This window comes from Hyphomicrobium album (genome assembly GCF_009708035.1).
Taxonomy (GTDB): Bacteria; Pseudomonadota; Alphaproteobacteria; order Rhizobiales; family Hyphomicrobiaceae; genus Hyphomicrobium_A; species Hyphomicrobium_A album.
The window spans coordinates 252,105-268,790 of record NZ_WMBQ01000002.1; the positions used below are offsets into that span (position 1 = coordinate 252,105).

Genomic DNA, 16,686 nt, shown 5'->3' on the forward strand with positions numbered 1-16,686 from the left:
ATCTACAGGTATGGCCCAATCCACCGTCGCCACCTATCTCCTCGAGCGCCTGAAGCAGGCGGGGCTCAGGCATGCCTTCGGTGTGCCGGGCGACTATGTGCTGACGTTCATGGACCGGCTGATCGAGTCCGGCATCGAGTTCGTCGGCACCTGCAATGAGCTCAACGCCGGCTATGCCGCCGACGCCTACGCGCGGATCAACGGCATCGGTTGCATCTGTGTCACCTGGGGCGTGGGCGGCTTCAGCGCCATGAACGCCATCGCCGGCGCCTACGCCGAGCAGGTTCCCGTCGTCGTCCTCGTCGGCGGCCCGCGTACCACGCAGCGGCGCTCCTCCATGCTGCTGCATCACAGCGTCGGCGACTTCTCGACCATGCAGCAGGCGTATTCGCACATCACCGCGGCCTCGGTCCTGCTCGACGATCCCGCCGAGGCGCCGCAGCGCATCGATCGCGCGCTCGCCCGCTGCATGGCCGAGAAGCGCCCGATCATGATCGAGATCCCCGCCGACATGGTGGACCGGCCGTGTCCCCCGCCGGGTCCCTTCGCGGCTCCCGCACGCCCGCCGTCCGATCCGGACGCGCTGGCCGAGGCGCTCGAGGAGGCCATGTCGCTGCTCTTGACGGCGAAGCGCCCGGTGATCCTGGGCGGCGTCGAGCTGCACCGTTACGGGCTGATGGATGAATTCCATCGTCTGGTGGAAGCGAGCGGCGTGCCCGTCGCCACCACGCTACTCGGCAAGACGGTGATCTCCGAGCACCACCCGCAAGCCATCGGCGTCTACGAGGGCGGCATGTCGCGGCGCGAGGTACGCGACGTCGTGGAGAAGGCGGACGTCCTGCTCTGCCTCGGCGCCTGGATCAGCGACATTTGCCTTGGCGTCAATACGGGCCGGCTCGAGGGCCGGCACATGATCCTTGCCAATTCCGGGCGTCTCAAAATCAGCCAGCACGTCTACGAGCAAGTGTGGATCGGCGATGTCGTATCGGGGCTGGCGGATCGCATGCCGGTTGCCGGCCTCACGCACCCGCCATTCACCAGCGTGTCGCGGCTGCTCGATACCGGCTTTGTCGCCGAGCCCGGCCGCAAGCTGACCGTCAGCCGTGTCATGAAGCGCATCAACGGCTTCATCGGCAACGACACGACGGTCATCGCCGAGACGGGCGACTCGATCGTTGCCGCCGCCGACCTCGTCATGCACCACGACGTCGGCTTCATCGGCCAGGCTTTCTATCTGTCGATCGGCTACGCGCTGCCGGCGACGCTCGGCGCCTCGCTGGCCGACCCCGCGCGGCGTCCCTTGGCGCTGATCGGCGACGGCGCTTTCCAGATGAGCGCCCAAGAGCTGTCCTCGCTGTGCCGCCGCGAGAGCAATGTCATCCTGCTGCTCATGAACAACGACGGCTACACGACCGAGCGGGTGATCCACGAGGGCTCTTACAACGACATCCAGCCGTGGGCCTACCATCGGCTGCCGGAGATATTTGGCGGCGGCTGGGGTGAGCGCGTCACGACGGAAGACGAGCTCGACGCCGCTCTCGAGCGCGCCCGCGCCAGCAATCGAGGTCCCGCATTGGTCGAGATCATGCTCGATCGCCTCGACACCTCCGAGGCGCTGAAGCGGCTCGGTGCCGAGCTATCGCCGGATAAGGGCAGGCAAGCGGCGCAACCCGTGCTGTCAGCGGTCGAGCCGGACGCCGCGCGCTAGACCACGCTGGTGTTGGGACAATTCAGATAACACGTGCAACTCACCGCTTGTTCGGCCGAATGAGGCCGCTAGAGTGGGCGTTCGTTTTTCACAATTCATTTCTGCATCGATATTTGGAGAGGATTGCCATGCTTCGCGCCGTCCGCGGTTTGTTGATGTTGGTTGCCTTGCTTTTGACGCCCGCCGCGCAGAGCGCCGATCAATCATCCAGACAGGTCCTGAGAGCCGCACTGTTCGAGTACATTCCGGGCTACGAGGACGACCAGCTGGGGACCCTGCGCCAGGAGATCGAAACCAGATTTGAGCGCATGTATCCGCAGGTTGACCTGCTGCTCACCAGCCCGAGCAATCGCGATGGACTTTACAGTTCCGAGGCACTGAAGAAGTGGCTTGGCGAAGAGGGCGACGAGCATTTCCATGTGATGGAAATCGACACGCAGCTGCTCGGCGATCTGGTGCTGGCAGGTGTCATTACGCCATTCTCGCCGGCTCGCACCGACAATCTGTTCGACGTTGGCATGCGCGCCGTCACGTTCGAGGGACAGGTCTATGGCGTACCGCATCTCTTGTGCGGTCATTTCCTGTTCGCAAGGGATCCGAGCCTCCTGGAAGGCCAGGGTCAAAGTGGGCTGTTGCAGAAGTTGGCGAGCGACGGTGATGACGGAGTCGATCTAGTCGGTGACTTCGAGGGAAGCTGGACCTTGCCGTCGCTTTATCTCGATGCGTGGATGGATCGGAACCCTGGCGGCGATCCAGCGAAAGCATTCAAAGATGCGCTAACCCAGCTTGACCCTTCGGTGGTCGCCGATCTTGCCAGCATGATAAAGCTCTGCGGACCGCTGGACCGGAATGTCTGCTTCTCCGGAAAATTCAATTCGCTACCGAGCAAGATGGACGGTGCAGAGGTGCTCATAGCGCCGTTTGCCATTTCCCACGCGAACACCTACGTCGGGTACTCGGAAAGCCTGCACTATATCCGCCGGTTTCCGCGCAATGAGAACGTAGCGGTTCGCTCGGCGCCGCTCGGCGACGGCGACAATCCGATACTCTTCACGGACGCGTTTGTGGTGGGCAAGAACTGTGGAGCTGATTGTCAGAGCGCGGCGGCAAAGTTTGTGGCCTTCATGAACAGCGATGAGACGATGGCCTACCTGCTCCTAGGCAAGGACATCAAGAACAACACGGTGCCGCGCTACCTTTTGCCAGCGACCAAGTCCGCGTTTTCCATCCCAGAGATAGCCCAGGACCAAACCTACGCCAGGTTCAAGGCCGATATTGTCAGGGCTGTCGCGTACCCCAACTCCGGAATCGAGGCGAACCGGAAGGCGGTCCGCAAAAAGATCACCTGCGCGATATCACCGACGGCGTGCTAGGCCGCCGTGAATGACGGCCCGCGCGGTACGGCGCCCCGACCAAAGTCATCTACCGCTCACTCCTCGTCGTGCAGGACGGCGAGTTGGAATTTCAGCGGCTCGTCGCAGAGCGAGCAACGCACCGGGAGGGTCGCCGGCACGCGCCAGTCAGCGCCGAAGCGGCTGATCAAGGCGTCGAGATCGAAGCGTGCGAACTCGTTGCAGTTGGACGTCGTGCAGGCGCCTTCGAGAACCATGCCGGCCGACTTGATGCCGCCGAGCGTCCAGGTCGTCAGCTCTTCCTCGTCGCCGGTCATCGCCGCCTCACGCTGCCTGTATCCCGATAGCCGCATGATCGCTGATAAGGGGTCCCGTGTCGCTTGTGTCGCAGGCGCCGCCCTCATCGGAACTCGAATCGCGCCGTATCCGTTTTTGCGATGCAGCAACACGGAGCCGCCGAAGCTATATGTTCCCCCCGCTGGTAAGCCCCGACAATCTCGCCATTCTGCAGAAAGCCATCGACACGGCGCTCGGTCTCGCGGCCCGGCGCAATGTCGTGTTGACGGTGAACGAGCTGGCCGCCCAGTTGTCGTCCGCCTTCGAGGCGGGCGAGCGCGATCCCGTCAAACTCGCCGAGGCGGTGTTTGCACCGCCGCCCGGGATGGCGCTGCACTAGCGCCGCCGGACTATGCGGCAGCCGGACGAATGGACCACGCCGCATTGCCGCGCGCGAGCAGCGCCGTCAGCTCGTTGATGTCGAGAGGGCGCGAGATCACGTAGCCCTGCACGTAGTCGACCAACCCTGTCGCGCGCAGAACGTTGAGCCGCGCCAGCGTCTCGACCCCCTCGACGATGATCAGCCTGCCAGTCGTCTTGATGATCTCGATCACCTGCACCAGCATGCGGCCCATCACGCTGTCGGGCGGCGACATGGCGAACGAGCGGTCGAGCTTCACGCCGTGCACCGCGAGCCTGGCGACGCGCTCGATGCTCGAATAGCCCGTCCCGAAATCGTCGATGAAGGTCCGCACGCCGGCCGCCGCCAGCGCTTCGATCGTGCACTGCGCGCTCTCGAAGTCGATGTCGTGGTTCTCGACGAGTTCCACGGCGGCGCGGAAGCGCTGCGGCTCGCCGAGGAACTTGACGAAGATCTTCAGCAGGTCCGTGCTGTCGAAATCCGGGGCGAAGACGTTGAAGCTCACCTCCAGCGGCGTGTCGCGCCCGATGTGTTCGCTCAACTCGGCGTAGGCGCGGTCCACGACCAACTGCGTGAACTCCCCCGTGCGGCCGGAGCGGGCGACGATGTCGATGAAGCGGTTCGGCGCCACGAGGGTCCCGTCGACGTCTCGCCACCGCGCCAACACCTCCACGCCCACGATGTCGTCGGTCTTGAGATCGACCAGCGGCTGGTAAGCGACGACGATCGATTGGGCATTGAGGCCCCGCGTGAAGCGCGCTTCGAACGACCAATAGCGAGCGAGCCAGTCGGCGATGTTGTTGGCGCACACCCACGCGAAAAGCGCCGCCAGGAGGATGGTCGACGAGAGGATCGGCAGCCAGTCCTTCGCCCAGTCGAAGAGATTTGCGCGGGAGGCCACGCAATAGGGGCCCGCCGGATCGCAGATAGAGGATGTCAGCGTCGTGAGCCCCGCGCCGAGCGAAGGATGTTTCTCCGCTTCGAGGCTCTCGAACAACCCGCGATCGCCGGCGACGCTCCAAACCTTTCCGTCGGCGCCGCGGGAGACGAGCTCCTTGTGCAACCACGGTGATTCATTCTCGTAACGGGTGTAGGGCGGGATCGCGACGGCGAAGTTGCCGAGTTGGGCGATGGTGCCGATCACGCCGGCCAGGCCGATCGAAGCAAGGTCACGATCCACGCGCCAGCTCGGATCGTTCGACGTGGTCGTGGCGATGTCGGGTGCCGCAAGCAGCACCGGTGGCTCGAAGCTCGGCTGACTGGTCGAGCACTCGATGCGACCGCCCGGCGCGTAGAGAAACTCGTTGAGCCCATCCGGCAGGAACGCCACGCGCCGCATCTGGGCGAGGAAGTCGCGCGAGCAGGGAACTGCGGTGGCATCCCGTTGCAGCATGCGCAGGGCATCCACGACGCCGGTGCGAATGGAGTTGATGCGCGCCAGCTCGGCGCGCTGATCGTGACGGATGAAGCTACGCACTTGCCAATGCACGAAGCCGTAGCCGAGGCCCAAAAGGGCGGCGAGGATTGCGCCCCACAGCACGCCGCGTAGCAGCCGCCGGTGCCGCCCGGCGATCAATGCATTAACGATTGCCGACATGCGCCTCAGCCGCTGGCCCCGTGGCTCAATGCTGCCGAAAAGCGCTGAAATTTGCGTGTGGGCGCCCGTTCAATTGCCAAATAACGCGGCGCTATCAAGGGCAGGCGCCTCTAAACGACAACGCCTCCGAGCATTGGCTCGGAGGCGCCGCACGCAGGAGTAGGTACTACTTGTCGTTCTGGGCCGTCTTCTTTTCGGAGCCGCCCTTGCCGAGCACGGCCAGGTGTACTCTGTGCAGGCCCGAGAAGCCGAGCGCGCTGGCGGCACCCTTCGACAGGTCGATGATGCGGCCTTTGATGAAGGGCCCACGGTCGACGATCGTCACCACGACCGAGCGTCCGGTGCTCGCGCTCTTGACCCGCACCTTGGTACCGAACGGCAGGCTCCGGTGGGCGGCGACCATGGCGCTCGACTTGTAAGCGCGTCCGCTCGCCGTGACCGACAGGTCCGAGTAGTGAGAAGCGACGCCACTCTGAGCGCGGGCCGAGGCCCAGGGGGCCAGGATGGCAGCGGCAACAGCGATCGTTCCGACTATCAGGGCTTGCATCAGATATTCCCTCAATTGTTTGCGACGAGGGCCTCTTTGCATGCTCAAGTCGATCGCGAAACCGCGTGTTCCTTCAAAGACTTGCAACGCTCTGCAATATACTTTTTCTTAACCACTTTGCGGCCCCGCCACACCGCGATCGCCGGCCGCGAGCCGGTAACGTGCACGCAGCAATTTGACGCTGGTCGTTAACCTCGAACGGCCCGCTGGCGGGACGCTCGGCACGTGCATCGTTGAGCGAAGCGTCGTCTAGCGCGTCTTGGTTCGGCGCGTGCGCGCGCCGTTCTGGTCGTTGGCGGGAATGCCACGCGTCGACTGGCGCAGCGCTTCCTTCAGACCGGTCGGGCGCCCGTGCTTCTTCAGAAGATCGCGGAAAGCCTCGTCGGCCAGCTCCTGGAAGTCTTTCATCGAGTCGCGCGCGAGCAGCTGCAGCGCCTGCAGCGTCGCCGGGTCGAACTCGATGAGCTTGCGGGGCGCGTTCTCCTCCAGCTCGGCCGAGCCGGTGAGGCGGGACGGTTTCTTGCTGGGCGGCTTTTTCGCCATCGCCGGCGTCCCGTCTTAGTGTTGGCGCGCCGCTCTAAGCGCGTTTCTTGGTGCCGCCGCGGCGTGGTGCCGGCGTGCGCCGCGAGGTGGAGCGCGTCGCCTTCGCCTTGCCGCCGCTGCCTTCGCCTATCGACTTGCGAAGCGCTGCCATCAAGTCGATGACCTTGGCGCCGCCGGGAGCCGCTTCCTCGTGCGGGGCCTTGATCTTCTGGCCCTTCATCTTCTTCTGCACCAGCTCGCGCAGCGCGGTGGCGTAGTGGTCCTCGAACTGCTCGGGCGTGAACTTGCCGGCCTTGCGCTCGATCAGCTCGACGGCGAGATCGACCATCTCCTTGTCCGGCTTGCCGGTCGGCACCTCGTCGAAGAACTGGTCGGCTTCCTTCAGCTCGTCGGCGTAGCGCAGCATCTCCATCAACAAGCCGTCGCCAAGGGCGGTGATGGCAACGAGCCACTCGCGCCCGCCGATGGTGAGCTGGGCGAGGCCCGCCTTGCCGGTCTTTTTCAAGGCTTCGCGGATGACGACGTAGCCTTCGCCCGAATGCTTGTCGGCGGGGGCGATGAAATAAGGGCGCTCGAAGTAGCGCGGGTCGATCTCTTCGGCGTCGACGAATTTGACGAGGTCGATGGTCTTCTTGCTCTCGAGCTTGACCGCATCGATCTCGTCCGGGTCGAGGGTCACGTACGTGTCGCTGTCGATCTCGTAGCCCTTGACGATGTCGGCGCTCTTCACCTCGCCGATGCCCTGCACCGTCTTGGTGTAGTTGATGCGGCGGCCGGAGGGCTTGTGGATCTGCCGGAAGGAAATCTCGGATTTCGACTCGACGGCGTTATAGATCTCGACGGCGATCGACACGAGGGAAAGGCGCAGAAAGCCCTTCCAATACGCACGGGCGGCCATTGTATGCTCCGCAACTCGAGGGGACGCAGCCTCCACCTTATGACGCCAATGATAACAAAAAAGTTCCTAGAGTTCGAAGGTCGATCCGTGAACCCGCAATTACTGATCCGGACCGCGATCTTGGCGGATCGGGTTGCCATCTGGGGCATCCTCGAGCCTGTCATTCGGGCCGGCGAGACCTATGCGCTGCCGGCTGACATGAGCGAGGCGGACGCCATCGCCTATTGGATGGGACCCGGGCGCGAGGTCTTTCTTGCCGAGCAGGACGGCCTGGTCGTCGGCACCTACTTTCTGTGTGCCAACCAGAAAGGCGGCGGCGACCATGTTGCCAACGCCGCTTACGCCACGCTTCCCGCCATGCGCGGTCGCGGCATCGCGAGGGGGATGGCCGAACACTCGCTCGCCGAGGCGCGCCGGCGCGGCTTCCTGGCCATGCAATACAACTTCGTCGTCAGCTCGAACGCGGACGCCGTGCACCTTTGGCAGAGTCTCGGCTTTGAGATCGTTGGGCGGCTGCCCGGCGCTTTCCGGCATCCGCAACTCGGCCCGGTCGACGCCCTCGTCATGTTCCGGCGGCTCTGAGCGGCCGATGTGACGGCCCATACGGCGTGCATTGGCGCCCCGGCGTGGCATTGCGGTCACCCTTAGTTAAGCGACGGTTGTTACTTTCTCGAAATGAGGCGCGGGGGGAAACGACGTTGTTCCGTAGTCCTCATTGCATCAACGAGGAAGAATATGCGGGACACCCTTGCTCTCGGCTCGGCGGCCTTTGCGGCGCTCGCCCTGCTCGCCGTTGCTAACACTGACGCCAGCGCCGAGTTCTATCGGACGCCCGCCGGCGAGGTGAAGTACCGCCGGCCCGACCCCAACGCCAACACCCCGGTCCTGTTCTATTACCGCGGCTACGCCTACCCCTACGTCTCGGGCCTCGCCTATCGCGAGCGCGCCGGTGAGGTGCGTCCGTCGGATGCCCCGTACCGCGAGCGGGTGCAGCGCTAAGCCAAAGCTGAATTGAGGTTCGGCGCCGTCACTCGTTGACGGCGACGGCCTTGTCGCGCCCGTCGAATTCATAAAGGGACGGGTCGAAGGGCGGACGGCCCTGGGTCTCGGCGATGATGCGCGCCCGCCGCTTCAGGAGCGGCAGCACCTTGTGGGCCAGCCAGATCACCCGGCGCGTCGCCCCCGGATCGATCAGGTGCGAGGTCGGCACCTTGAGCCCCCGCCACTTGAGCACGTAGCCGATCGGCAGGTCGATCTCGTCCTGTATCGCGATCATCTCGGCGTAGAGCTTCGCGGCCGGCGAGATGATGGCGCCGAAGCCGTTGCGCGGCTGCGCCCAGCCGACGATGTAGAGGTTCTTTACCGCCTCGGGGAAGGCGCCGCCGTACACCTGGACGATGTCGTTCTCGATCGGCACGAGGTTCGCGGGCAGGAACGGGATGGCGTTGTTGAAGCCTGTGGCGGCGACGATGAGATCGTATTCGCCGACGCTGCCGTCGACGAAATGCACCTTCGTGCCGGAGAAGCGGGCGATGTCCGGTCGCGGTTTGATGCGGCCCTGGCGCAGGTAGTTCAGCACGTCCGTGCCGAACGCCGGATGCCTCTCGAAGAGCTTGTGCGACGGCCGCTGCAATCCGTACTGGCGATAGTCGCCGATGAAGATGCGGACGAGCGACTTCAGCACGAGGCGCTGCACCCACACCGGCAGGCCCCAGATCGGCAGGTCGGTCAGCGGGCGGCCGAACGCGGTCTTGGGCAGGAACCAATAGCCCGAGCGCAGGCTCCAGTCGCACGCGGCGCCGACGCGCGCCGCCTCGCAGGTGATGTCGCAGCCGGAGTTGCCGCCGCCGATGACGAGCACCCGCTTGTCGCGCAGCTGCTTCGGTTCCCTGTAGTCCGAGGAATGGATGAGCGATCCGGTGAAGCGTCCGCGATAGTGCGGCAAGCGCTTGTCCCAATGATGCCCGTTGCAGACGACGACGCCCTTGTAGGTGCGCTCTTCGCCGTCCTCGAACGTCACCTGCCAGGTCTCGTCGGCGAGCGGCGCCGCGCGGACGACTTTGCGGTTGAGCTCGATCGAGGCGTTGAGGTCGCGATCGTGCGCGAAGCTCTCCAGATAGCGCAGCATCTGCGTGCTGCTCGGGAAATCCGGATAGTGCGCCGGCATCGGATAATCGGTGTAGCCGGTCGACTTCTTCGAGGAGACGATGTGCACGCCCTGGTACACGCCGTGGCGCCACAACCCGCCGATGCCGTCCGAGGCGTCGACGTGATCGAAAGCGACGTCGCGCTGCTTCAACGCGTCAGCCATAGCCAAACCGACAGGACCCGCGCCGATAACGAGTAGGCGGTCGGTTCTCAGCGCGGTGCGACGCATACGCGTGTCCGGAAATGTGGCTATGAATGGGCTTGAATTAGACCCAGATGCGGCAGTCGTCTACTGCGGCGTCGCGCCCTCCGGCATTGCGAACGACAACAGCACCAACCTCGGCGTGCGGGTGCTGGTTGTGCGAAAATGTCGCAAGTGATGCTCAGTGTTTTGATTATTCAGCGGCAATTACCGCCGGCGCGCCACTCAACCCGAGCTGCCGCTTCGCTTCTTCACGCAAGATGTCGATCGGTTTCAGCTTCCCGTCGGCCTCGAAGTGCCAATAGGTCCAGCCGTTGCACGCGCTCTTGCCCTGCACGATCGCGCCGAGGCGGTGGATCGAGCCCTGGTTCCCGCCGTAGCTGAGTGTGCCGTCGGCCTTCACCTCCGCGCGAATCCGCTTGCGGGAGTCGAGCAGCTCCGTGCCCGGATGGAGGAGGCGCATCTCGATGATGGTGCCGAAGGGCACGCGCGGCTCGGAGCGCTTTGAACGTACCGTCTCGAGCGCCGACAGCGACAGCGGCTGCACCCTGGCGATCCGCTCCTCGGCGGCACGGGCATAGTCGGGATCGCGCTCGATGCCGATGAAGCGGCGGCCAAGCTGCTTCGCCACGGCGCCGGTCGTGCCGGTGCCGAAGAACGGGTCGAGCACGATGTCGCCCGGCTTCGACGAGGCGAGCAGCACGCGCTGCAAGAGCGCCTCGGGCTTCTGCGTCGGATGCGCTTTGCGACCGCCTTCGTCCTTCAGCCGCTCCGGCCCCGAGCAGATCGGGAACAGCCAGTCGGAGCGCATCTGCAGGTCGTCGTTGAGCGCCTTGAGGCTCTCGTAGTTGAACGTGGCGCGAGCGCGCTGGTCGCGGGCCGCCCAGATCAGTGTCTCGTGCGCATTGGTGAAGCGCTTGCCGCGGAAGTTCGGCATCGGGTTCACCTTGCGCCAGATGACGTCGTTCTGGATCCAGAAGCCGAGATCCTGCAGCGTCACGCCGAGGCGGAAGATGTTGTGATAGGAGCCGATGACCCAGATGGCGCCGTCCGGCTTCAGGATGCGGCGGCACTCGGTGAGCCAGCTGCGCGAGAACTTGTCGTAGTCGGCGAAGCTCGCGAACTTGTCCCAATCGTCGTCGACGCCGTCGACGCGCGTATTGTTGGGGCGCATCAGGTCGGAGGCGAGCTGCAGATTGTAGGGTGGGTCGGCGAAGACGAGATCGACCGAGGCGTCGGGCAGCTTTTTCAGCGCTGCAAGGCAATCACCGACGATGATGCGATTGGCCGATTGGGCCGCGGACGAACGACGCAAAACCATGTGAACGCAACTTTCGCAACAGGGGAAACACGCGCCTCGGCAGCGCCGAAGCCCGTGGATTCTAGCTGTGCGAGGAGTCCGTTGGGAAGCGATTTATCGGTTGCCGATGCAGATGCGAGTCGCATCAAGGGCTTGCGGCTATTAGTGGATTCTACACCACTTCCTCGTCCTCGGTGATGAGGCCGAGGGCGAGCTGCACGGCGCGGAACGAGCGCCGGTGATGCACGGTGACGCCAAGGCGCTTGATCGCGCCGTGATGCTCGGCGGTGCCGTAGCCCTTGTGGCGCTCGAAGCCATAGCCCGGGTGGCTGGCGGCGAGCTGCACCATCAGCCGGTCGCGCGTCACCTTGGCGATGATCGACGCGGCGGCGATCGACAGGCAGCGCGCGTCGCCCTTCACCAGCGTGCGCGATGGGCAATCGAGCTGCGGCGCGCGATTCCCGTCGATGGCGACGAGTTTCGGCGTCTGCGGAAGCTGCGCCACCGCCTGCGCCATCGCCCACATCGTGGCGTGCAGGATGTTGAGCTCGTCGATGCGCTTCACGTCGGCGATGCCGACGCCGATGATCGCCGTCGCGCGAATGCGGACATAGAGGAACTCGCGCGCTTCCTCGTCGAGCACCTTGCTGTCGTTGATGCCGTCGGGGATGCGCTCGGGGTCGAGGATGACGGCTGCTGCCACGACGGGTCCGGCCAGCGGTCCTCGGCCCGCTTCGTCGACACCGGCGACCGGACCGCCGTGCAGCTGCAGCTCCGCCGCTTCCAACTCGAAGGTCGGGCGCGGTCGAAGCTCGGCGGCAGCATTCCCCATAGTGGGGAAGGTTCAACCCGGTCCGGCGCCAAGTCAAAGCGCGGCATGAAGATGACTGAGGAAAACCCTCAAAAAAGCGGCATTTGTTGCCCGGCGAGCACTGGGCGCTTGAAGAGGTCGGTCCGGAGCTCGCTGCGGTCCTGATTGAGGCCCAGCCGCTTGACCGCCAGGCGGAAGCGCATGCCGATCTGGTCGGCGTAGGGGCCGGTGCCACGCTGGCGCACGCCCCAATCGGAGGTGTAGTCGCGCCCGCCGTGCATCGACTGCATCAGATGCATCACGCGCTCGGCACGGTCGGGGAACTCCGACGCCAGCCACTCGCGGAACAGCCCGCTGATCTCCAGCGGCAAGCGCAGCATGACGTAGCCGGCCGAGCGTGCGCCCGCCTCCCGCGCCGCGGCGAGGATGCGCTCAATCTCCGGATCGGTGAGTGCGGGAATGATCGGCGCCACCATGACCGTCGTCGGGATGCCGGCCTCGGCGAGCTGGCGCACGGCGTCGAGGCGCTTCGTCGGCGTGGGTGCGCGCGGCTCCATGGCGCGGGCGATCTTCGCATCGAGCGTCGTGATCGAGATACATACGCGCGCCAACTGGCGTTCCGCCATGCGCGCGAGGATGTCGATATCGCGCGTGATCAGCGCCGACTTGGTGACGATGCCGACGGGATGCGACGTGCGCTCCAGCACCTCCAAGATCGAGCGCATGATGCGCCGCTCGCGCTCGATCGGCTGGTAGGGATCGGTGTTGGTGCCGATCGCCATGCACGCCGGCTGGTAGCGCGGATTCGACAGCTCCTTCTCGAGCAACTCCGCCGCGTTGGTGCGTGCGTAAAGCTTCGTCTCGAAGTCGAGCCCGGCGGAATGGCCGAGGAAGCAGTGCGTCGGCCGCGCGAAGCAATAGACGCACCCGTGCTCGCAGCCGCGATAGGGATTGATCGAGCGATCGAATGAGATGTCGGGGCTATCGTTGCGCGTGATGATGGTGCGCGCCGGGTCGTCGAAGACCGTCGTCTTGAAGGCGTCGAGGTCGCCCAGACCCTCCCAGCCGTCGTCGAACGTCTCCCGCCGCTCGCCCTCGAAGCGGCCGGTGTGGTTGGAGCGTGCGCCGCGCCCGCGGCGGCGCTCGTCATCGACCAGGCCGCCGGGGCTCGCCTCAACCGTCGCTTTCTCGCGCTGCCTCGCCATCTGGTCTCCGGAATTGCCGGGATGACCCTTACCGCGACTTAAAGAACAAAGCAAGAACGATAGCCATGCGTTTGGACATGGCCGGAATTGCGGTTGTTGAAGCGGCAAAGGGCGTGGCAGAGAACCTTATGGTTTCCGTGGTCATTCCCGCTCTCAACGCCGAGGCGACGCTGCCTCAGACGCTCACCGCGCTGGTGCCCGCAGCGCTGGAGGGATTTGTCCGCGAGGTGGTCGTCGTTGACGGCGGATCGGAAGACAAGACGTGCGAGATCGCCGACCATGCCGGCGCGGAAGTTATCACCGCTCCGCCCAATCGCGGCGCTCAGCTGCGCGCCGGTGCTAACGCTGCCCGGCATCCGTGGCTGCTGTTCTTGAACGCGGACACCGTGCTCGATGCCGGCTGGGAACGCGAGGCGGCACACTTCATGGAGCGCTTCGACCGCGGCACGTCCCGCCATGCCGCCGCTGCCTTCCGCTTCGCGCTCGACGACGATGGCTTTGCGCCGCGCTTGATCGAAGGCGCCGTGCGCCTGCGCGGCGCGCTGCTGCGATCTCCCTATGGGGAGCAGGGGCTGCTCATCGCCCGCCGCCAGTACGACAAGGTCGGCGGACATCGGCCGCTGCCGTTGCTGGAGGATGCCGATCTCGTCCGTCGCCTCGGGATGCGGCGGGTGAAGCTCTTGAGCACGCGCGCCGTGAGCAGCGCTGCGCGCTATCGGCGTGACGGTTATTTTCGTCACGCACTCGACAACCAACGCCAGCGGCTTCTTTATGCGCTACGGCTGGCGCCGCGACAGGCTGCGGCACTGCGCGGCGAGCGATAAGCCACGCCGTCACCCTCGCGCCGTCGTAATTTTGCCGTTAGATTTAGATGACTTAGTCCTGGATCAGCGCTTTTACGGGGGTAAAAAAGCTGTGACCGTCACCACCCTTCGCCTTGTCTCGCTGCCATTGCCGCCACGCGCGACGCCCGTACGCCGGCACAAAGCCGTTCCGCGGCCCCTCTCCGGCCGTTCGCTGCGCATCGACAAGAGCACCGCCGGAAAACTCTCGAGCGATACCAGTCATCTGCCGCGCATCAGCGACATGCCGTTCGACTGTCCGGTGCTGATCGTTGGCGACGGCGTGCCGTCGTTCAAGGTGGAGCACGTCGGAGCGGCGCTCATGGCACGCGGCGCGCGCGGATTCTGGTTGGTCGAGATTGAGCCGCGGCCACGTTCGACGGGCAGCGGGTTGCTGGCGGAGACACTCGTCGGCTTTCCTGGCCTGCACATCGAGCGCGTCACATCGCTCGCGGATCTCTAAATGCAGAAGGGCGCGGCAAATTGTCGGACCCTGCTGTTAGTAAAGTTACGCGTTTTGAATATTTCTGCCCGGCCTGGGGCGGACATTCGTAATTGACAGTGGTAGCGTTGCATCGCTCGCGTTGAGCGTAAGGGGGTTGCGTCATGGTGCAGACGTCGATGCAGTTCACGCCGGTGCAGGTGCTACAAGCGGCGCGGCGGGCCGAGGCCGAGGGCAAGATGGATTATGCCCTCCAATTCTACCGCCACCTTGTCGAACAGCATGGGACGACCGCCGAGGCGCAAGAAGCGCGCGAGGGCCTGTTCCGCATTGCCGAGTGGCGCTGGGGCGAAGCCCGCGTCGCCCGCTCGCGCGAGTCTGGCGGCCAAGCGGCGCAGCCAGCGGCACAAGCGCCGCCATCTCCGTCGCCCGGCGGTCAGCGCGTCTATAACGTCGGCAATCAATCTGCGGCGAGCGGCTACGCCGACCCGCAACAGGTCCCCATGCCGCGCGTCGCGCGCCCCGCAGAGAGCGATCTTCCGGCCTTCCAGCCACGCTTCCGCCTATCGAAAGTCGTCGCCCACGCGCTGAGTGCGATCGGATGGGTGATGCTGCTCGGTGGCGTCTTCGCGGCTGTGGCCGGCGGTGGCGGTTTCGTCGGCGAACTCTCCGCCGTTGCGTTCTTCGGCTTGCCGCTCGGTGTCCTCACGGGCGCTCCAGCGCTGGTCCTCGGGCTCGTCTTCATCGTCGCTGGGCAGATCGCCGCGGCGGTGTTCGATACCACCAACGCGACGCTCGAACTCGTCGCCATCGAGCGCGGCCGCAGCAGCTTCTGAGCGGCGGCCGGCTCAGCGCGTCTCTTTCAGACGCGGCATGATATCGACCAGATTGCAGGGCCGGTGGCGGGCGTCGAGCTGCCACTTCAAGATGCCGTTCCACGCGTCCTTGCAGGCGCCGGGCGAGCCCGGCAGGCAGAAGATGTAAGTGCCGTTGGCAGTGCCGCCGCAGGCACGCGACTGGATGGTCGACGTCTCCACGCTCTTGAACGAGAGCATGTGGAAGATCACCGAGAACCCCTCGATCTCCTTCTCGAACAGCGGCTTCACCGCGTCCGGTGTTACGTCGCGGCCCGTAAAGCCCGTGCCGCCGGTGGTGATGACCACGTCGACGCCCGCGTCGGCGATCCAGCTCTCTACCTTGGCGCGGATCTGCGTCAGGTCGTCGGTAACGATCTCGCGCTTCACCAGCGCGTGGCCCGCCTCGCGGATCATATCCTCCAGCACGTCGCCCGATTTGTCGTTCGCCTTGTCGCGCGTGTCGGAGACCGTGAGCGTCGCGATGCGCAGCGGCTTGAAGGTGAAGCTCTCGTCGATCCTGGCCATGAGTTTCTCTTCGCTATTTCAGCGCCGCCTTGACGGCGAGCAGATCGCGCCAAGCCATGCCCTTGGCGGCCGGCGTCCGCAAGAGATAGGCCGGATGGAGCGTCGCCATCGCCTGCGCCGTGTGGCCGCCGGCTTCCAGATCGCGCCACTTGCCGCGGATGCGCATGATGCCGTCGGCGACGTCGAACAACTGCTTCGCGGCGGCGCCGCCGAGCGCCAGGACGACCTTGGGTCCGACGAGCGCGATCTGCCGCTCGAGGAACGGTCGGCAGGCGAGCGCCTCCTGCGGCGTCGGCGTGCGGTTCCCCGGCGGCCGCCAGTAGACGATGTTGGTGATGTGGACGTTGGCCTCGCCCATGCCGATGGACGCGAGCATCTTGTCGAGCAGCTGTCCGGCGCGGCCGACGAACGGCTTGCCTTCCAGGTCCTCCTCGCGCCCCGGCGCCTCGCCGACGATCATCAGGGGCGCGCGCTCGGCGCCGCGATAGAAGCATAGGTTCTTGGCCGTCGCCTTGAGTCCGCAGCCATCGAAAGCACTGAGCATTGATCCGAGGGCCGCAAGGTCCCCCGCGCGGGCTAGATCGACATTCGCCTCCGCGCCTGGTGCGGCGGCTGGGCGCGCCGGGAACTGCCGTGCCGGCTTGGCGATTGGGGCCTGAGGCGCGTGGGCGCGCGGCGGTGCCGTTGGCACTCCAGGTCCCGGGCGCTGCTGCGGTGCCGGCGTCGCGGCGGCGGAGGAAACTTCCGATTGCAACGAGAATTGCGCGCCGGGCGGCACGTTGGCGCGCGCCATCCAATCGATCGGCACATCGGCGAGTGCGGCGTCGACGCCCATCGCCTCGTACCAGGCGAGGATGCGACCGGCCGCTGCGCGTGCTGTCTCGTCGGCGTTCATGCGCGGCACCATATAGGGGGAGAGAGCCGGCTCATAGCGCGAGCGCCTCGCCGCTCCCTCTCCTCCCCGACCGATGCTTGCGGCCCCGCGGCGCTTGACGCTGCCGCCCCGGGAGAC

General features: G+C 65.4%; 19 protein-coding genes. 8 read left to right on the forward strand and 11 right to left on the reverse strand.

Annotated features, from left to right (window positions below; genetic code table 11):
- Nucleotides 1-10 precede the first annotated feature (10 nt).
- Nucleotides 11-1,708, forward strand: a complete 1,698-nt coding sequence (locus GIW81_RS13285) for an alpha-keto acid decarboxylase family protein (RefSeq protein ID WP_154739865.1) — start codon at nucleotides 11-13, stop codon at nucleotides 1,706-1,708.
- Nucleotides 1,709-1,836: 128 nt separating this feature from the next.
- A complete protein-coding gene (locus tag GIW81_RS13290; protein WP_154739866.1) occupies nucleotides 1,837-3,081 on the forward strand; it encodes a type 2 periplasmic-binding domain-containing protein in 1,245 nt (414 codons plus the stop codon).
- Nucleotides 3,082-3,137: 56 nt separating this feature from the next.
- Here GIW81_RS13290 and GIW81_RS13295 read toward each other — a convergent pair whose 3' ends face one another.
- Nucleotides 3,138-3,377, reverse strand: coding sequence for a hypothetical protein (locus GIW81_RS13295; protein WP_154739867.1), 240 nt, complete (start codon nucleotides 3,375-3,377; stop codon nucleotides 3,138-3,140).
- Nucleotides 3,378-3,526: 149 nt separating this feature from the next.
- Between GIW81_RS13295 and GIW81_RS13300 the strand changes: the two genes are divergently transcribed.
- Nucleotides 3,527-3,736, forward strand: a complete 210-nt coding sequence (locus GIW81_RS13300) for a hypothetical protein (protein WP_154739868.1) — start codon at nucleotides 3,527-3,529, stop codon at nucleotides 3,734-3,736.
- A 10-nt stretch (nucleotides 3,737-3,746) separates the two neighbouring features.
- On the opposite strand, the gene GIW81_RS13305 is transcribed toward GIW81_RS13300, so the two are convergent.
- From GIW81_RS13305 to ku, 4 genes are all read right to left on the reverse strand, one after another.
- Nucleotides 3,747-5,354, reverse strand: a complete 1,608-nt coding sequence (locus GIW81_RS13305; protein WP_154739869.1) for an EAL domain-containing protein — start codon at nucleotides 5,352-5,354, stop codon at nucleotides 3,747-3,749.
- 166 nt (nucleotides 5,355-5,520) lie between these two features.
- A complete protein-coding gene (locus GIW81_RS13310; protein ID WP_154739870.1) occupies nucleotides 5,521-5,901 on the reverse strand; it encodes a septal ring lytic transglycosylase RlpA family protein in 381 nt (126 codons plus the stop codon).
- A 249-nt stretch (nucleotides 5,902-6,150) separates the two neighbouring features.
- Nucleotides 6,151-6,444, reverse strand: coding sequence for a hypothetical protein (locus tag GIW81_RS13315; protein WP_324615033.1), 294 nt, complete (start codon nucleotides 6,442-6,444; stop codon nucleotides 6,151-6,153).
- Between the two features lie 34 nt (nucleotides 6,445-6,478).
- Complete coding sequence (ku, locus tag GIW81_RS13320) at nucleotides 6,479-7,342, reverse strand: non-homologous end joining protein Ku (protein WP_154739871.1); 864 nt, start codon at nucleotides 7,340-7,342, stop codon at nucleotides 6,479-6,481.
- Nucleotides 7,343-7,390: 48 nt separating this feature from the next.
- Between ku and GIW81_RS13325 the strand changes: the two genes are divergently transcribed.
- Together GIW81_RS13325 and GIW81_RS13330 are read left to right on the forward strand one after the other, a co-directional pair.
- Entirely contained in the window at nucleotides 7,391-7,924 is a 534-nt protein-coding gene (locus tag GIW81_RS13325) for a GNAT family N-acetyltransferase (RefSeq protein WP_154740757.1), read from the forward strand.
- A 153-nt stretch (nucleotides 7,925-8,077) separates the two neighbouring features.
- Nucleotides 8,078-8,341: a hypothetical protein gene (locus GIW81_RS13330; RefSeq protein ID WP_154739872.1), complete on the forward strand. Its 264-nt coding sequence runs from the start codon at nucleotides 8,078-8,080 to the stop codon at nucleotides 8,339-8,341.
- A 28-nt stretch (nucleotides 8,342-8,369) separates the two neighbouring features.
- Here the strand turns inward: GIW81_RS13330 and GIW81_RS13335 are convergent, their stop codons facing one another.
- The 4 genes from GIW81_RS13335 to GIW81_RS13350 form a co-directional block, all read right to left on the reverse strand.
- On the reverse strand, nucleotides 8,370-9,719 hold the full coding sequence (locus GIW81_RS13335; RefSeq protein ID WP_154739873.1) for a flavin-containing monooxygenase: 1,350 nt from the start codon (nucleotides 9,717-9,719) through the stop codon (nucleotides 8,370-8,372).
- Nucleotides 9,720-9,885: 166 nt separating this feature from the next.
- The gene (locus GIW81_RS13340) at nucleotides 9,886-11,013 is read right to left on the reverse strand and encodes a site-specific DNA-methyltransferase (RefSeq protein WP_154739874.1); all 1,128 of its coding nucleotides are present in this window, start codon (nucleotides 11,011-11,013) and stop codon (nucleotides 9,886-9,888) included.
- 151 nt (nucleotides 11,014-11,164) lie between these two features.
- Nucleotides 11,165-11,824 carry a ribonuclease HII gene (locus GIW81_RS13345; protein ID WP_154739875.1) on the reverse strand — a complete coding sequence of 220 codons (660 nt, stop codon included), beginning with the start codon at nucleotides 11,822-11,824 and terminating at the stop codon, nucleotides 11,165-11,167.
- A gap of 68 nt (nucleotides 11,825-11,892) precedes the next feature.
- The gene (locus tag GIW81_RS13350) at nucleotides 11,893-13,008 is read right to left on the reverse strand and encodes a PA0069 family radical SAM protein (RefSeq protein ID WP_154739876.1); all 1,116 of its coding nucleotides are present in this window, start codon (nucleotides 13,006-13,008) and stop codon (nucleotides 11,893-11,895) included.
- Between the two features lie 65 nt (nucleotides 13,009-13,073).
- Between GIW81_RS13350 and GIW81_RS13355 the strand changes: the two genes are divergently transcribed.
- The 3 genes from GIW81_RS13355 (at nucleotide 13,074) to GIW81_RS13365 (ending at nucleotide 15,128) form a co-directional block, all read left to right on the forward strand.
- Nucleotides 13,074-13,832, forward strand: coding sequence for a glycosyltransferase (locus GIW81_RS13355; protein WP_229309295.1), 759 nt, complete (start codon nucleotides 13,074-13,076; stop codon nucleotides 13,830-13,832).
- A 91-nt stretch (nucleotides 13,833-13,923) separates the two neighbouring features.
- On the forward strand, nucleotides 13,924-14,313 hold the full coding sequence (locus GIW81_RS13360) for a hypothetical protein (protein ID WP_154739877.1): 390 nt from the start codon (nucleotides 13,924-13,926) through the stop codon (nucleotides 14,311-14,313).
- Between the two features lie 143 nt (nucleotides 14,314-14,456).
- Complete coding sequence (locus GIW81_RS13365; protein ID WP_154739878.1) at nucleotides 14,457-15,128, forward strand: hypothetical protein; 672 nt, start codon at nucleotides 14,457-14,459, stop codon at nucleotides 15,126-15,128.
- A 12-nt stretch (nucleotides 15,129-15,140) separates the two neighbouring features.
- On the opposite strand, the gene moaB is transcribed toward GIW81_RS13365, so the two are convergent.
- Nucleotides 15,141-15,674 (reverse strand): molybdenum cofactor biosynthesis protein B, encoded by a 534-nt coding sequence (gene moaB, locus GIW81_RS13370; protein WP_154739879.1) that lies wholly within the window; start codon nucleotides 15,672-15,674, stop codon nucleotides 15,141-15,143.
- 13 nt (nucleotides 15,675-15,687) lie between these two features.
- Nucleotides 15,688-16,569, reverse strand: a complete 882-nt coding sequence (locus GIW81_RS13375; protein WP_154739880.1) for a uracil-DNA glycosylase — start codon at nucleotides 16,567-16,569, stop codon at nucleotides 15,688-15,690.
- Between the last annotated feature and the right edge of the window lie 117 nt (nucleotides 16,570-16,686).

What these genes read in the sequence shown, in the direction of transcription:
- GIW81_RS13285 (WP_154739865.1), top strand. Translation starts at nt 11, where the DNA reads ATGGCCCAATCCACCGTCGCCACCTATCTCCTCGAGCGCCTGAAGCAG.
- ku (WP_154739871.1), bottom strand. Translation starts at nt 7,342, where the DNA reads ATGGCCGCCCGTGCGTATTGGAAGGGCTTTCTGCGCCTTTCCCTCGTG.
- GIW81_RS13290 (WP_154739866.1), top strand. Translation starts at nt 1,837, where the DNA reads ATGCTTCGCGCCGTCCGCGGTTTGTTGATGTTGGTTGCCTTGCTTTTG.
- GIW81_RS13355 (WP_229309295.1), top strand. Translation starts at nt 13,074, where the DNA reads ATGCGTTTGGACATGGCCGGAATTGCGGTTGTTGAAGCGGCAAAGGGC.
- GIW81_RS13315 (WP_324615033.1), bottom strand. Translation starts at nt 6,444, where the DNA reads ATGGCGAAAAAGCCGCCCAGCAAGAAACCGTCCCGCCTCACCGGCTCG.
- GIW81_RS13350 (WP_154739876.1), bottom strand. Translation starts at nt 13,008, where the DNA reads ATGGCGAGGCAGCGCGAGAAAGCGACGGTTGAGGCGAGCCCCGGCGGC.
- GIW81_RS13305 (WP_154739869.1), bottom strand. Translation starts at nt 5,354, where the DNA reads ATGTCGGCAATCGTTAATGCATTGATCGCCGGGCGGCACCGGCGGCTG.
- GIW81_RS13325 (WP_154740757.1), top strand. Translation starts at nt 7,391, where the DNA reads ATGATAACAAAAAAGTTCCTAGAGTTCGAAGGTCGATCCGTGAACCCG.
- GIW81_RS13345 (WP_154739875.1), bottom strand. Translation starts at nt 11,824, where the DNA reads ATGGGGAATGCTGCCGCCGAGCTTCGACCGCGCCCGACCTTCGAGTTG.
- GIW81_RS13365 (WP_154739878.1), top strand. Translation starts at nt 14,457, where the DNA reads ATGGTGCAGACGTCGATGCAGTTCACGCCGGTGCAGGTGCTACAAGCG.
- GIW81_RS13335 (WP_154739873.1), bottom strand. Translation starts at nt 9,719, where the DNA reads ATGCGTCGCACCGCGCTGAGAACCGACCGCCTACTCGTTATCGGCGCG.
- GIW81_RS13330 (WP_154739872.1), top strand. Translation starts at nt 8,078, where the DNA reads ATGCGGGACACCCTTGCTCTCGGCTCGGCGGCCTTTGCGGCGCTCGCC.
- GIW81_RS13300 (WP_154739868.1), top strand. Translation starts at nt 3,527, where the DNA reads ATGTTCCCCCCGCTGGTAAGCCCCGACAATCTCGCCATTCTGCAGAAA.
- GIW81_RS13375 (WP_154739880.1), bottom strand. Translation starts at nt 16,569, where the DNA reads ATGAACGCCGACGAGACAGCACGCGCAGCGGCCGGTCGCATCCTCGCC.
- moaB (WP_154739879.1), bottom strand. Translation starts at nt 15,674, where the DNA reads ATGGCCAGGATCGACGAGAGCTTCACCTTCAAGCCGCTGCGCATCGCG.
- GIW81_RS13310 (WP_154739870.1), bottom strand. Translation starts at nt 5,901, where the DNA reads ATGCAAGCCCTGATAGTCGGAACGATCGCTGTTGCCGCTGCCATCCTG.
- GIW81_RS13340 (WP_154739874.1), bottom strand. Translation starts at nt 11,013, where the DNA reads ATGGTTTTGCGTCGTTCGTCCGCGGCCCAATCGGCCAATCGCATCATC.
- GIW81_RS13295 (WP_154739867.1), bottom strand. Translation starts at nt 3,377, where the DNA reads ATGACCGGCGACGAGGAAGAGCTGACGACCTGGACGCTCGGCGGCATC.